Origin of the sequence: Pseudomonas sp. B20(2017), from assembly GCF_002113125.1 — a bacterium.
Lineage (GTDB): Bacteria > Pseudomonadota > Gammaproteobacteria > Pseudomonadales > Pseudomonadaceae > Aquipseudomonas.
On the sequence record NZ_NEJP01000010.1, the window covers coordinates 232,097 to 246,595 of the forward strand.

The 14,499-nt window shown below is 60.0% G+C and carries 10 protein-coding genes; 2 read left to right on the forward strand and 8 right to left on the reverse strand.

Annotated features, from left to right (window positions below):
- Complete coding sequence (locus CAF63_RS16725) at positions 1–1,956, forward strand: MacB family efflux pump subunit (protein WP_085686556.1); 1,956 nt, start codon at positions 1–3, stop codon at positions 1,954–1,956.
- A 67-nt stretch (positions 1,957–2,023) separates the two neighbouring features.
- Here CAF63_RS16725 and CAF63_RS16730 read toward each other — a convergent pair whose 3' ends face one another.
- The 8 genes from CAF63_RS16730 to CAF63_RS16765 form a co-directional block, all read right to left on the reverse strand.
- Entirely contained in the window at positions 2,024–2,794 is a 771-nt protein-coding gene (locus CAF63_RS16730) for a helix-turn-helix transcriptional regulator (RefSeq protein WP_085686529.1), read from the reverse strand.
- Positions 2,795–3,009: 215 nt separating this feature from the next.
- A complete protein-coding gene (locus CAF63_RS16735; protein ID WP_085686531.1) occupies positions 3,010–5,592 on the reverse strand; it encodes an EAL domain-containing protein in 2,583 nt (860 codons plus the stop codon).
- Between the two features lie 99 nt (positions 5,593–5,691).
- Entirely contained in the window at positions 5,692–6,909 is a 1,218-nt protein-coding gene (glcF, locus tag CAF63_RS16740; protein ID WP_085686533.1) for a glycolate oxidase subunit GlcF, read from the reverse strand.
- Between the two features lie 3 nt (positions 6,910–6,912).
- Positions 6,913–7,977, reverse strand: a complete 1,065-nt coding sequence (gene glcE, locus CAF63_RS16745; protein ID WP_085686535.1) for a glycolate oxidase subunit GlcE — start codon at positions 7,975–7,977, stop codon at positions 6,913–6,915.
- Positions 7,977–9,476, reverse strand: coding sequence for a glycolate oxidase subunit GlcD (gene glcD, locus CAF63_RS16750; RefSeq protein WP_085686537.1), 1,500 nt, complete (start codon positions 9,474–9,476; stop codon positions 7,977–7,979). Before glcD ends, glcE begins: the two co-directional genes overlap by 1 nt.
- Positions 9,477–9,579: 103 nt before the next feature.
- The gene (yghU, locus tag CAF63_RS16755) at positions 9,580–10,419 is read right to left on the reverse strand and encodes a glutathione-dependent disulfide-bond oxidoreductase (RefSeq protein WP_085686539.1); all 840 of its coding nucleotides are present in this window, start codon (positions 10,417–10,419) and stop codon (positions 9,580–9,582) included.
- Between the two features lie 131 nt (positions 10,420–10,550).
- Positions 10,551–12,053: a glycine betaine/L-proline transporter ProP gene (proP, locus tag CAF63_RS16760; protein ID WP_085686541.1), complete on the reverse strand. Its 1,503-nt coding sequence runs from the start codon at positions 12,051–12,053 to the stop codon at positions 10,551–10,553.
- A 141-nt stretch (positions 12,054–12,194) separates the two neighbouring features.
- The gene (locus CAF63_RS16765) at positions 12,195–13,028 is read right to left on the reverse strand and encodes a helix-turn-helix transcriptional regulator (RefSeq protein ID WP_371807409.1); all 834 of its coding nucleotides are present in this window, start codon (positions 13,026–13,028) and stop codon (positions 12,195–12,197) included.
- Between the two features lie 95 nt (positions 13,029–13,123).
- On the opposite strand from CAF63_RS16765, the gene CAF63_RS16770 reads away from it, so the two are divergent.
- Complete coding sequence (locus CAF63_RS16770) at positions 13,124–14,080, forward strand: threonine dehydratase (protein WP_085686543.1); 957 nt, start codon at positions 13,124–13,126, stop codon at positions 14,078–14,080.
- The last annotated feature ends 419 nt before the right edge of the window (positions 14,081–14,499 follow it).

Consider the following 14,499-nt stretch of genomic DNA (forward strand, 5'->3'; position numbering starts at 1 on the left):
ATGACCGAACCACTGCTGCAACTGACCGGCATCAGCCGCAGTTTTACGGCTGGCGATCGCGAATTCCTGGCGCTGAAGAATATCGACCTGACGATCAATGCCGGGGAAATGGTCGCAATCATCGGCGCCTCGGGCTCCGGCAAATCAACCCTGATGAACATCCTCGGCTGCCTCGATTACGCCACGGCCGGCAGCTACAGGATCAACGGCCGGGAAACCCGGGATCTGGACAATCAGGCGCTGGCCGAACTGCGCCGTGACTATTTCGGCTTCATCTTTCAGCGCTATCACTTGCTGCCGCACTTGAGCGCGATGCACAACGTCGAGATGCCGGCGATCTACGCGGGCACGCCAGAGCCACAGCGTCATGCCCGGGCCCGTGAATTGTTGGCGCGCCTTGGGCTGGAAGGGCACCTGACCCATCGCCCGAGCCAGCTATCGGGCGGTCAGCAGCAGCGGGTCAGTATCGCGCGCGCGCTGATGAACGGCGGCGAAGTGATCCTCGCGGATGAACCGACCGGCGCCCTCGATACCACCAGCGGCAAGGAGGTGATGCGCATTCTGCTGGAGCTGCACGCGGCAGGGCACACGGTGATTCTGGTCACTCACGATCCCAAGGTCGCGGCCAACGCCGAGCGCATCATTGAAGTCAGCGACGGGGAAATTCTCAGCGACCGGCGCAACGAACGCGACATCACCGCTCTGAACAATGAGGACGTGGTCCCCAAGTCCACGGCGGCACGACGTCTAGTGGCCAGCCTCGGGTTGTTCAAGGAAGCGTTCAACATGGCCTGGGTCGCGCTGATTTCCCATCGGATGCGCACCTTGCTGACCATGCTCGGGATCGTCATCGGCATCACTTCGGTGGTGTCGATTTCAGCCATAGGCGAGGGCGCCAAGCGCTACGTGTTGAAAGACATTCAAGCCATTGGCAGCAACACCATCGACATCTACTCTGGCACCAGTTTCGGCGACAGTCGTTCGGCGGCCATCGAAACCCTGGTGCCCGCCGATGCAGCGGCGCTCAATCAGCTCTACTACGTCGACAGCGCAACGCCCGTGGTCGGACGCAATCTGTTGCTGCGCTATCGCAACATCGACCTCGATGCGCAGGTCAACGGCGTCAGCGATCTGTATTTTCAGGTGCGCGGAATCAAGATGGAATCAGGCATCCAGTTCAGCGAAAGCGATGCCCGACGTCAGGCGCAGGTGGTGGTCATCGATCACAACACCCGCCATCGGTTGTTCGGCGAGGGTGTCGATCCGTTGGGGCAGGTGATCCTCATCGGTAACCTGCCCTGCACGGTGATCGGTGTCGCTGCGGAAAACAAAAACATCTTCTCGTCGAGCAAATCACTCAACGTCTGGGTGCCCTATGAAACTGCGGCCGGCCGGCTGCTGGGCCAACGCTATCTGGACAGCATCAGCGTGCGGATCAAGGACGGCCAGCCGAGCAAGGTGGTGGAAGACAACGTCAACAAACTGATGTTGCAGCGCCACGGTACCAAGGATTTCTTCACCAACAACCTCGACAGCGTGATGCAGACCGTGCAGAAGACCAGTCGCTCACTGGCGCTGTTGCTGTCACTGATTGCAGTGATTTCGCTGGTGGTCGGTGGGATCGGCGTGATGAACATCATGCTGGTGTCGGTCACCGAACGTACCCGCGAAATTGGTATCCGCATGGCGGTGGGGGCACGGCAGTCGGACATCCGCCAGCAGTTTCTGGTGGAGGCGGTAATGGTCTGTCTGCTGGGGGGCGCGATAGGGATTTCCCTGTCCTATGCCATCGGCTACCTGTTTTCGCTGTTCATCAAGGAATGGGAAATGGTGTTTTCGCTGGGTTCGGTGCTCACGGCAGTGTTCTGTTCGACGCTGATCGGCATCGTGTTCGGCTTCGTGCCGGCGCGCAATGCGTCACGGCTCGACCCGATAGAGGCATTGGCTCGGGACTGAAAAACGCGACCATGAAAAAAACCGCCGTTCCTGGCCGGAAGGCGGTTTTCTCGTGACGGTTCAGCGGTCAGCCGGCATTTGACGGGCCGTTGGCCGCCGGACAGTCCTTGGGCGAATACATCCAGCGCATCAGCGAATGGCGGCCGCTGATACCCAGTTTGATCGCGGCGCGTTTGAGGTAACTCTCGACGGTATTGACCTTCAGTTGCAACTGCTCGGCCAGTTCAGGCGCGGTGCGCCCGGAAAGCAGGCCGACGCACACTTCCATTTCACGGGTGGACAGACTCAGTCCCAGTTGCTCCACGCGTTCGCCAAAGCGCAGGCGCAGAGTCTCCAGTCCTTGCACGGACGCCTGCGCCGCCGTCTCCTGAGCGTCGGGATCAGTATTTTCCGGCAGCAGCGCGTTGATATGTTTTTCCACCATCGGCAGCAGCACCGGGGAGATGTCCTGCAGCCGGCTGCGTTCCTGAGCGGAAAAGCGTTGGGACGGGCCGCAGCGATACACGGAAATCACATAACGGTAGCCGTCCTTGCGTCGAGTCAGGTGCAACTGCGACGCATCGGTGACCGTAGAGGGTTCGGGTGTCGGCACGTCACTGTTGCCGGGGTCGGTGCTCAGCTCGGAATAGACCGTCTCGGCCGTCAACGCCGCCTCTTTCGGGCATTCAGGGTCGGAGCGCGGTTGCGCGCGCCCGACGGGCTCCACGCGCATCTGGCGGATGTGTGTGGCGTCCACGGCCAGTTGGGTGAGGATCAGGTCATGCAGCATCCGTGGGAAGTGCCGGCTGCCGGTGCTGGCGATGACCTTGCCGATTTGAGGAAACAGGTGTGAGTTCATGTGTTTCATCCATGAGTTGCAATGGGGTTGCGTTCCTGACGCACCAGCCTGGGTTCCTTGGCCTGCGACAGCGCGTCGAGGAATTGGATCCTATCCTAGTACAACGTTTGAGCGACCGTTTAATGAAGGCGTTATTAGCTCATAACCCATATCGACCTACCGGGGTGAGGGGCAGGCTCTGCCATTGAAGCGAAGCCGGCAAATGGATTCCGGTATCAAAGGCGTTCCGACGCCTGCAAAAGTCGGGAAAATGCTGTTTTGTCGATCGGCCGGCTCATGAAATAACCCTGCACTTCATTGCACTGGTCCTTGCCGAGAATCGCCAGTTGTTCTTCGGTTTCGACGCCCTCTGCTGTCACGTTCAACCCCATGGCTTTGCCCAGGCCGATGATGGCTTGCACCACTGCACGGTCATTGCTGCCGGCGGTGATCGAGGCGATGAAGCGTTTGTCGATCTTGATGCCGTCGAACGGATAGGCGCGCAAATAGCCCAGCGAGGAGTAGCCCGTGCCGAAGTCGTCCATGTTCAACCGCACGCCCAGTTCTTTGAGCGAATTCATCGTCGTCAGCGCACCGTCGGTGTCGTTGAGCATCACGTTCTCGGTGATTTCCAGTTCCAGGCGACTGGCCGGAAAACGGGTTTCGACCAGCACCTCACGCACGTCTTCGACGACGTCACTCAGCGCGAACTGGGCAGGGGAGAGGTTCACTGACAGCAGGAGCTCTTCAGGCCATGAAAGTGCCGTCTGGCAAGCTTCACGCAGCACCCAGCGGCCCAAGGGAACAATCAGATCTGTCTGTTCTGCGAGAGGGATGAACAAGTCGGGGCCGAGCAAACCTTTTGTCGGGTGTTGCCAGCGCACCAAGGCCTCGACCGAGACGATTTCCTTACCGTTCACCTTGTATCGGGGCTGGTAATGCAGCACCAGCTCGTTGTCCTTCAGCGCTTTGCGCAAATCATCTTCCAGTTCCCGGCGCGTCTGGATCCGATCACTCATATGGGCTTCGAAATAGCACCAGGTATTCTTGCCTTCCGACTTGGCCTGATAGAGCGCGATGTCGGCGCAGCGAATCAGTTCGGCGGGTTCGAAACCGTGACGCCTGCTCAAGGTGATGCCCACGCTGGCACCGATGTGCAACGGATGATTTTCGAACATCACCGGCTGATGCAGGCTGCCGATCAGGCGGGTACAGAATTTGTCGATTTCCTGATGAGTGTCCATGCCGTTGAGCACCACCACGAATTCGTCGCCACCGAGCCGGGCCACGATGTCGTGATCACGCGTGCATTCGCGCAAGCGTCGCGAGACTTCCTGCAAGACCGCATCACCGGCCGGATGGCCCAGTGAGTCGTTGATCGGTTTGAAGTTGTCCAGATCAATCATCAACAGCGACAAGGGCGCTGCGTGCTCCTTGAGTTGCAGCGCCTCCTCCAGATAGCGGGCCAGCTTGTTGCGATTGGGCAGTCCCGTCAGTGCGTCGTGCATGGACAGGTGCTGGATCTGCGCATGGGCGGCGACTTCATCGGTGATGTCACTGGCGGTGCCGCGATAGCCGACTATTGTGTTCCTCTCAAGGATCGGCCGGGCGGACAACCGGCAGTAGCGTTGTTGGCCGTTGCGGTCACGGTAGGTGCAACGCAGGTCGCTGGCGTTGGCATCCTCATTGAGTTTCCTGAGCCACAGATCCAGCGGCGTGGTATCGCAGGACAGCAATTGCAGAATGTCTTGCCCCAGCCATTGCTCCTGCGGATACCCGGTGACTGTGCCGAAGCGCGCCGAGAGATAGGTGATGGACAAATGCCGGTCGACTTCCCAGATCCAGTCGGAGGCCGCTTCGGCCACCGCCCGAAAGCGCTCTTCGCTGGCTTCCAGCGCCTGGTTGGCGGCTTCCATGGCCCGGTGTGAGGTTTGCATCGCTTCAAGGCTGTTGTCCACGTACTTCGACGAACGCAAGGCATGCCGAAAAAAATACGCAGTCAACAGCATCAGGATGAACAGGACAGTCACGAGGGTTGGCAGCAATGACCACAACAACTGTTGGCCGGGACGCTCCAGATCGGCGACAAGGCTGTAACCCGTGCTGTCGAGCGGTACACGGGGCTGACCTGCCTCGATGGTTTCGTCCGGGGCCAGAGTCAGATTGTTCAGACCATAGCCACTACCGATCTTGCGCAGTTTGGTAGGCGTCAACTGATCGACGAATACCAGTACCGAGGTTTTTTCCGGTTCTGCGGTGGGGCGTTCGTCATTGGGAATGATCGCGGCTGTCGTCACCAGAGCCGGCCAGCCTTCAAACAATGAGTAGGTGTTGAGAGGTTTTGTCAGATCGGCCTGGGTTTGAATCTTATCGACCAGCGAAGAGGCCGGGGCTTGCAGGAAACCGGAGATGTCGGCATCGACCAGTTGGCCGCGAACCACCGCATATTTGGTGTGCTGCCGATCCAGGACGAAGACGCCCTCATAGCCGTCGTTGGTGAACAGGGTTTTTCCCATGTTCTGATCCACGTACGCCCATTTTGTGTCGACCTGATCATTCAGCCGCTCATACGCCGTGGTCCAGTAGGCATAACTGGTGATGTAGTTTTTTGATGCGAGGATGCGGTTTTCCAGGGCCCGACTCGAGTAGAACCGGTTGTCGTTCACATCGTCGTTATCGAGTTGCGTTGCAATGCTGAACAAGGCGCTGACTGTCGCGATGACCCCGGTGACGAACAGCGCGCCAACGGCAACAGCCAGACGCCTGGTCGCTGCGCTTTGCGGCGCGGGGAGCGGAGCCGTATGGGTGGACATGTCCATTCGCTCATCCTTGATCCAGTGATTACCGCATCTAGAACATCGTGATCGACGCAATGTTCAGTCGCGTCGGGTTCAATGCCTGAAAGTTTGGCCGGGTACTCACCGGCAATGTTCATCCACCAGCTCGATCCAGTGCCTGACGGGCGTGCGGCCGGCGCCATCGAGATGGAGCTGGCAACCGACATTGGCCGTGGCGATGACCTGCGGATGCCCGCTTTCCAGTGCGTCCAGCCTGTTGTCGCGCAGCTGACGGGCCAGTTCCGGCTGGGTGATCGACCACGTACCCGCCGAGCCACAGCACAGGTGGGCGTCAGGCACGTCGGTCAGACTGAAACCCAGTCGGGTCAATACGGCTTCAACGGCACCGCCGAGTTTCTGCGCGTGCTGCAAAGTGCAGGGGCAGTGGAACGCCAGACGTTGTTCGGGATGGATGTCGAGTGACTCAAGCGGTTCGGCACGCAGCACTTCCACCAGGTCCCGGGCCAGCGTACTGACACGCCGGGCTTTTTCGGCATAGGCCGGATCGGTGCAGAGCAGGTGTCCGTAATCCTTGATTAATGCGCCGCAACCGCTCGCTGTCTGCACGATGGCCTCTGCGCCGTGCTCGATGGCCGGCCACCACGCGTCGATGTTGCGCCGGGCGCGATCAAGACCGGCAGCCTGGGCGTCGAGATGATAGTCCACCGCGCCACAGCAACCTGCCTCGAGGGCGGGAATGACGCTGATACCCAGGCGATCCAGCACACGCGCCGCCGCTGCATTGGTATTGGGAGACAAGCCCGGTTGCACGCAACCTTCAAGCATCAGCACCTGCCGCGTGTGACGGGCGACCGGACGTGGCGCGGGCAGCAGCGCATTCCGAGGCAATTTGGCTTGTAGAGCACCCGGCAACCACGGGCGAAAAACTTGCCCGCTGTTCACCAGTCTTTTGAACAATCGTGGATTGGACACGACAGCGCGCAGCCCTTCGCGCAACAGACGTTGCCCGAGCGGGCGTGGAACGGCGGCATCGACCACCGCCCTCCCGATGTCCAGCAGGTTGTGGTAATCCACGCCTGAAGGGCAGGTGGTTTCGCAGTTGCGACACGACAGGCAACGATCCAGATGTTGCTGGGTTTTCTGCGTGACCTCATTGCCTTCGAGCACCTGCTTGATCAGGTAGATGCGGCCCCGAGGGCCGTCCAGTTCGTCGCCGAGCAGTTGATAGGTCGGGCAGGTCGCGTTGCAGAATCCGCAATGCACGCAGGTGCGCAGGATACTTTCGGCCTCTTCGGCGCGGGGCAGTTGTCGGGCCTGCGGGCTGAGGGTGGTTTGCATGGCTCAAAGCTCCGCGTACAAACGACCGGGGTTGAAGATGCCCTGCGGATCGAGTTGTCGCTTGAGGTGGCGGTGGTAGTGCAACAGCGCGGGAGGCAGCGGCTGGAATGGATCGTCGATCACACCGTGGCTGTAGCAGGTCGCATGCCCGCCGACTTGCTGGACAGCCTTGCGAATCAGTGCGGCGTCGGCGTCCGACTTGAGCCAGCGCTGGGCGCCGCCCCAGTCGAGCCACTGTTTGCCGGGCAGGTGCTGCAACGGTGTGTTGTGCGGTACTGACAGGCGCCAGAGCGGTTGGACTTCATCGAAAAAGTCCAGACGTTGCTCGTTGAGATCGGCCCAGTACGCGGCGTCGAGCAATGCGCCGCCAAGGCGTTCATGGGCGGCAGCCACGGAGCCTTCACCACCCTCGAGGCGCAAATGCAACTGTTCGCCGTCATGACACGCGGCGCTGATCGGCAATGGCTGCTGGCCCCATTCGGCCAGACGTAAGAGAGCCTGTTCGCTGCTCATCTCCTGGCTGATGCTCAGGCTCATTCGCGGTTTGGGTAGCACCTTGAGCGAGACTTCGGTGATTACCCCCAACGAGCCGTAACTGCCGGTCATCAGACGCGACAGATCGTATCCGGCGACGTTTTTCATGACTTCGCCGCCAAAACGCAGGTGTTTGCCGTGCCCTGTGATGATTCGTGTGCCGAGCACGAAGTCGCGTACCGACCCCGACCACGGCCGGCGAGGACCCGATAAACCGCTGGCGATCATGCCGCCCACCGTAGCGTCGTGGGCGAAGGTGGGCGGTTCGCAGGCCAGCATCTGTTGCGAGGCGTCCAGCACCGCAAACAATTCTGCCAGTGGCGTGCCGCAGCGCGCGGTGATCACCAGTTCGGTCGGGTCGTAGCGGACGATGCCGCGATGGGCGCGGGTGTCGAGAATCTCGCCAGCGACCATGCGCCCCAGAAACGCTTTGCTGTTGGCCCCCTGAATGCGCAGTGGCGTGGCGTTTTCCAGCGCCCGGTTGACTTGTTCGAGCAGCGCGACGCTCTCATCTGCATCTCTGGAGTCGCCCATCAGAAACGCTCCAGTTCGGGAAAGGGTAGTTGTCCGTGATGCACATGCAGCGCGCCAAACTCGGCGCAGCGGTGCAGGGTCGGAATGTTCTTGCCCGGATTGAGCAGGCCGGCGGGGTCGAACGCCGCTTTGACCGCATGAAACAGCGTCAGCTCGTCGCTGTTGAACTGCGCGCACATCTGATTGATTTTTTCCCGACCGACGCCGTGTTCCCCCGTAATGCTGCCACCGACCTTGACGCAAAGTTCCAGGATCTTGCCGCCCAGCGCTTCGGCGCGCTCCAGTTCGCCGGGACGATTGGCATCGAACAGGATCAACGGGTGCATGTTGCCGTCGCCTGCATGGAATACGTTGGCAACCCGCAGGCCATACTCGGAAGACAACTGCGCAATCGCGTGCAGCACGCCGGGCAACTCGCGGCGGGGAATGGTGCCGTCCATGCAGTAGTAATCCGGTGACAAGCGGCCAACGGCGGGAAAGGCATTTTTGCGGCCGGCCCAGAAACGGACCCGCTCGGCCTCGTCCCGGGCCTGCCGCAATTCCGTGGCGCCGGCCCGCTCCAGCACCTGGCGCACGCGAATGCAGTCGTCATGGACATCGGCTTCGACGCCATCCAGTTCACAAAGCAAGATCGCCTCGGCATCCACCGGATAACCGGCGTGAATGAAGTCTTCGGCGGCACGGATCGCCAGGTTGTCCATCATCTCAAGGCCCCCGGGAATGATCCCGGCTGCAATGATGTCGCCGACTGCGCGGCCAGCCTTTTCCACGGAGTCGAAAGCTGCCAGCAGCACTTTTGCGGTCTGGGGTTTGGGCAGGAGTTTGACCGTGACCTCGGTGATCACCCCGAGCAGGCCTTCGGAGCCGGTGAACAGGGCCAGCAAGTCAAAGCCAGGTGAGTCCAGCGCATCCGAACCCAGCGTAAGGCTCTCGCCATCGACAGTCAGAATCTCGACCTTGAGCAGGTTGTGTACGGTCAGACCGTACTTGAGGCAATGCACGCCACCGGCGTTTTCCGCCACGTTGCCGCCGATGGAACAGGCGATTTGCGATGAAGGGTCGGGAGCGTAATAAAGTCCGAACGGCGCAGCGGCCTGGGAAATCGCCAGGTTGCGTACGCCGGGTTGAACGCGGGCGGTGCGGGCGGCGGGGTCGATGTGCAGGATGTTGTTGAAGCGCGCCATGACCAGCAGTACGCCTTTTTCCAATGGCAGGGCGCCGCCGGACAAACCGGTCCCGGCGCCCCGGGCTACCACCGGCACCCGTCGCTCATGACAAAGCCGCAACACTGCCTGAACCTCACCGATATGCCGTGGCAGCACCACCAGCAGCGGGGTGGTGCGGTACGCCGAGAGACCATCGCACTCATACGGCTTGAGTTCTTCGCGCTGATGCAGGACTTCCAGATCCGGACACTGACGCTGTAAGGCTTGCAGCAGCGCCGCTTTGTCGACGTCCGGCAAGGCGCCATCGACTTGTTCGTCGTAGAGAATGTTCATGATCGGTGGACGACCCTCCTTTGTCGTTATTAGAGGTCGGGTGCCGCACATGAATGACCGGGCCGCTCACTCCGTGAAGTAAAGCGTAGCGGCCCGCAGTCGGTCAGGCCAGATCGGCCGCCTGATGCCGCTCCGGCACCTGACTCGCTTCATCGCCCCAGGTCCGGTTGACGCGCTGGCCGCGAATCACTGCAGGTCGATTGGCGATGTCCTGCGCCCAGCGTTGCACGTGGGTGTACTCATGGGCTGCAAGAAACTCCGCAGCCTGGTAAACATTGTTGCGCACCAGTTGGCCGTACCACGGCCAGACCGCGATGTCGGCGATGGTGTAAGTGTCGCCGGCAAGGTAAGGGCTTTCGCCGAGGCGCCGATTGAGGACATCCAGCTGACGTTTGGTTTCCATGGTGAATCGATCGATCGGGTATTCGAGCTTCTCTGGCGCATACGCATAGAAATGCCCGAAGCCGCCACCCAGGTAGGGCGCCGAACCCATCTGCCAGAACAACCAGTTCAGGGTTTCCGTGCGACCTGCCGGATCGGCGGGCAGGAAAACGCCGAATTTCTCCGCCAGATACAGCAGGATCGAACCGGATTCGAACACGCGAATGGCCGGCTCCACGCTGCGATCCAGCAGCGCCGGAATTTTCGAGTTGGGGTTGATCTCGACAAAACCGCTGGAGAACTGATCGCCCTCGCCGATGCGAATCAGCCAGGCATCGTATTCGGCTCCGGTGTGCCCAAGTGCCAGCAATTCCTCCAGCAGGATCGTCACCTTTACGCCATTGGGCGTGGCCAGCGAATACAACTGCAACGGATGTTTGCCGACTGGCAGCGTCTTGTCATGAGTCGGCCCGGCGATCGGGCGGTTGATGCTGGCGAACTGGCCGCCGGATGGTGCGATATGTTTCCAGACCTTGGGTGGTACGTAAGACGTGTCGCTCATGAAACGAACCTCTTTGGTTGCTTGCCGGAATTTCCTGAGCCCGTCATGCGAACTGTCGGGCGCTTGCCGGACAGGACACCACAGAAGGGTGTTTGAATTCCACCCCGGGGCTCAGCCAATGGGCTGTGCTGCTATTCAATCCGCGGATGTTGCTGCACAAGGTGTTCGCGACGGGCTTGCAGTTCGGCGATTTCGGCGTCGATGTCTGCGATCTTCTGTTCGATGTTGTCGTGGTGTTCCTGCAACAACTCGCGTGCTTCCTCGATGTCGGATGCTGCCGGTGCTGCGCCGCGCAACGGTCTGTTCGCGGTTTCCTTCATCGTCATCCCGGTGATCAGCCCGACCACGGCAATGACCATCAGGTAATAGGCCGGCATGTACAGGTCCTGAGTGCTTTCCACCAGCCAGGCCACGGCTGTAGGGGTCAGGCCGGCAATCAGCACCGAGACGTTGAAAGCACTGGCCAGCGCGCTGTAGCGGATATGGGTGGGAAACATCGCCGGAAGGGTGGAGGCCATGACCCCGATGAAGAAATTGAGCAGCACGGCGAGGATCAGCAGACCCGAGAAGATCAGGCCGATCTTGCCGCTGTTGATCAGCATGAAGGCTGGAATGGCAAGGATGAACAGGCCGATGCTGCCAACGATGATGAAAGGGCGACGGCCGATCTTGTCACTGATGAAACCGATCATGGGCTGCACGAACAGCATGCCGACCATGATCGCGATGATGATCAGCACCCCGCGATTTTCGCTGTAGTGCAGGTTGTGCGACAGATAGCTCGGCATGTAGGTCAGCAGCATGTAGTAGGTGACGTTGGTGGCGGCCACCACGCCGATACAGGTCATCAGGCTGCGCCAGTGTTTGGTCGCCACTTCCTTGAACGACACTTTCGGGCCCCCGGCCAGCCCCTCGCGGTCGCCTTGTTCGAGTTTTTCGACATGCTGCTGGAACGCTGGTGTTTCTTCGAGGGCATGCCGCAGATACAGCCCGATCATGCCCAGCGGCAGGGCGAGGAAAAACGGCAGGCGCCAGCCCCATTCTTCGAACTTTTCTTCGCCGATGATCGTGGAAATCAGTACCACCACGCCCGCCCCGAGAACGAAGCCGGCGATGGAACCGAAGTCCAGCCAGCTGCCGAGGAAGCCGCGTTTGCGATCCGGCGCATACTCGGCGACGAAGATCGAGGCTCCCGTGTATTCGCCGCCGACCGAAAAGCCCTGAGCCATTTTCGCCAGCAACAGAAGGATCGGCGCCCAGATGCCGATCGAGGCATAAGACGGAATCAATCCGATGGCGAAGGTGCTGAGCGACATGATGACGATGGTCGCAGCGAGGACTTTCTGTCGTCCGTATTTATCACCCAGGGCGCCGAAGAACAGACCGCCCAGCGGCCGGATCAGGAAGGGCACCGAGAAAGTGGCCAGCGCGGCGATCATCTGCACGCCGGGATCGGCGCCCGGGAAAAACACCTTGCCGAGCACGTAGGCGACGAAGCCATAGACGCCGAAGTCGAACCATTCCATCGCATTGCCCAGTGCGGCGGCGGTGATCGCCTTGCGCATTTTGGCGTCGTCAACGATGGTGATGTCTTGCAGTCCGATCGGACTGACGCTTTTCTTGCGTGATTTCATGCGGGGCACTCTGCAACTGATCTGTCTTTACGCAATCCCTTGGGTCCGTAACTGCACGGTCTAGAGAGGTTGCCTTGGCCGTTGCCATCTTTTTAATGGCACGGCTTCTTTCAGTTCAGATACACGAGGACACGAAAAAATTCACAACCCGTATTGTTTTTTGCCAGTGGCTGAGTTTGTGCGCAGTTGCGCCGGGCTGATACCCAGTCTTTGCGTGAAGGCGCTCGTCATGTGCGCCTGGGAGTTGAAGCCGCAGGCGAGGGCGATGTGCGCCAGGCTCGCGGTTGGATCGCGCAACATCGCCCGCGCTCTGGCCAGGCGTCGGTCGATCAGATAGCTATGGGGGCTCTTGCCCGTCGCCTGTTTGAAGGCACGCATGAAGTAGCCTTCGGACAACTCGAGCAGGTGCGCCATTGTCTTCACGTCGAGTGGGCCGTTGAGGCTTGCGTCAATGAACTCATCCAGCAGGCGCATCCGGTTGTCGGTAATCGAGCCTTGTGGGACTGGCATCCCAGGACCTGCGGCCCGTTCAGCGAGGTTGAGTGCCCAGGCTTCCCAGTCATCATCCCACTCAGGTTGCAGCAGTGCGCTGCGCATCCGCTGTGCGAGGAGAATGGCCCGCGGGTCGATGCGATTGTTGAAAGCTCGGTCACCCGTCAGCGCAACGCCATCGGTGCGGATCATCCGAAGGTACTCACCGCCCATTGGGGATTCGGACAACACATCGCAACCGGCAGGGACGAATGCCAGGCCATTAGGCATCGCATTGAATGGGCGTACACGGTCAGTACCGATGGCATGCACGCCGCGCTGACTGTCGAAGGCGAAGCCGATCGCCGACTGGCTGGCGACGTATCGCGCCGAGTAGGCTGCGCCAGGCAACAATTCGATCATCCACGGGCCAGCCTCGATACGACGTACCGGTTCAGGGACGACTGCGGGGTGTTGACGGTTTCGCTGGCTCATGAACGGCATAGTAGTGAAGAGGGCGGGTAAAAGTCAGGTCGGTTTTTTGAAAGCCGACGTCACGCACGGCTGCCTAGACTTGGGCAAAGACCAAGGAGATACCTATGCACGCAATCACCCGCGACGATATCGAACACGCCGCCCGCCAGGTTTACCAGGTGATGCCGGCTACCGCCCAGTATCGTTGGCCATTGCTGGCCGAGCGGTTGGGATGCACTGTTTGGGTCAAACACGAAAACCACACGCCAACCGGTGCCTTCAAGGTCCGTGGCGGCATTACCTTCATGCACTGGCTTCGCCGGGAGCACCCGCGCGTCAAAGGCATTGTTTCCGCGACGCGTGGCAATCACGGCCAGAGCCTGGCGCTGGCCGCAAATGCTGTAGGGCTGAGGGCGTTGATCGTGGTGCCGCAGGGCAACTCGCTGGAAAAGAACAACGCCATGCGCGGTTTTGGCGGTGAGGTGGTCGAGTATGGCCGTGATTTCGACGAAGCGCGTGAAGAGGCAGCTCGCCTCGCGCACAAGCATGATCTTTATCTGGTGCCACCGTTTCACGTTGAACTGGTCAAGGGAGTGGCGACGTATGCGCTGGAGATGTTCAGTGCGGCGCCGGATCTGGATACGGTTTACATACCCATCGGCTGTGGTTCGGGAATCTGTGGCGTGATCGCCGCCCGCAATGCATTGGGCTTGAACACCGAAGTGGTGGGCGTGGTGTCCACGGAAGCCGCAGCTGCCAAACTCTCATTTGAAGCGAAAACGATCTGCGAGACCGCCTCGGCCAATACCTTTGCCGACGGTCTCGCGGTACGCAAGCCGATTGCCGAGGCGTTCGACATCTATAAGGAAGGTGCGGCGAGGATTGTCGCTGTCAGCGAAAGCGAGATCGCCGAGGCCATGCGCGTCTATTACACCGATACCCACAACCTTGCCGAAGGGGCGGGTGCGTCAGCGTTGGCGGCGTTGATGCAGGAGCGTGGACGGATGGAGGGGAAAAAGGTCGGGGTGATTCTGTCCGGGGGGAATATTGACCGGATGGTGTATGCGAAGGTAATTGGCTGATTGCAGGCATTCAGTGGCAGCGTTAACCGATGTGCCGCAGAAGCCTGGCGAGTGTGGGCAATATAGTGCGTACTCATTGATCCACCTCTATATATAGAAGCGGCTTTTTCTCTCTATTGATAGAAAACTCAAATTAAGGGTTGACGGCAGATTCTGAGTCTCTATAATTCGCCCCACTTCCGGCGCAGTCGAAACGGAAAACTCCTTGAGATTCAATGAGTTAAGTAGGTTTCGAGCGTGGGTCGCTTCAGTTCATCGAAGCCTGGAAGGAGTTGGAAATGCCGGTTTTTCTGGCGCTTTCAACGGTTCGATCTTCTCGGTCGAAAGCGGAGAAAAAGAGGTGTTGACAGCAGCGTGTAACGCTGTAGAATTCGCCTCCCGCTAACGAGAGATCGGAAGCGCAAGTGGTTGAAGTTGTT

What these genes read in the sequence shown, in the direction of transcription:
- CAF63_RS16725 (WP_085686556.1), top strand. Translation starts at nt 1, where the DNA reads ATGACCGAACCACTGCTGCAACTGACCGGCATCAGCCGCAGTTTTACG.
- CAF63_RS16730 (WP_085686529.1), bottom strand. Translation starts at nt 2,794, where the DNA reads ATGAACTCACACCTGTTTCCTCAAATCGGCAAGGTCATCGCCAGCACC.
- CAF63_RS16735 (WP_085686531.1), bottom strand. Translation starts at nt 5,592, where the DNA reads ATGGACATGTCCACCCATACGGCTCCGCTCCCCGCGCCGCAAAGCGCA.
- glcF (WP_085686533.1), bottom strand. Translation starts at nt 6,909, where the DNA reads ATGCAAACCACCCTCAGCCCGCAGGCCCGACAACTGCCCCGCGCCGAA.
- glcE (WP_085686535.1), bottom strand. Translation starts at nt 7,977, where the DNA reads ATGGGCGACTCCAGAGATGCAGATGAGAGCGTCGCGCTGCTCGAACAA.
- glcD (WP_085686537.1), bottom strand. Translation starts at nt 9,476, where the DNA reads ATGAACATTCTCTACGACGAACAAGTCGATGGCGCCTTGCCGGACGTC.
- yghU (WP_085686539.1), bottom strand. Translation starts at nt 10,419, where the DNA reads ATGAGCGACACGTCTTACGTACCACCCAAGGTCTGGAAACATATCGCA.
- proP (WP_085686541.1), bottom strand. Translation starts at nt 12,053, where the DNA reads ATGAAATCACGCAAGAAAAGCGTCAGTCCGATCGGACTGCAAGACATC.
- CAF63_RS16765 (WP_371807409.1), bottom strand. Translation starts at nt 13,028, where the DNA reads ATGCCGTTCATGAGCCAGCGAAACCGTCAACACCCCGCAGTCGTCCCT.
- CAF63_RS16770 (WP_085686543.1), top strand. Translation starts at nt 13,124, where the DNA reads ATGCACGCAATCACCCGCGACGATATCGAACACGCCGCCCGCCAGGTT.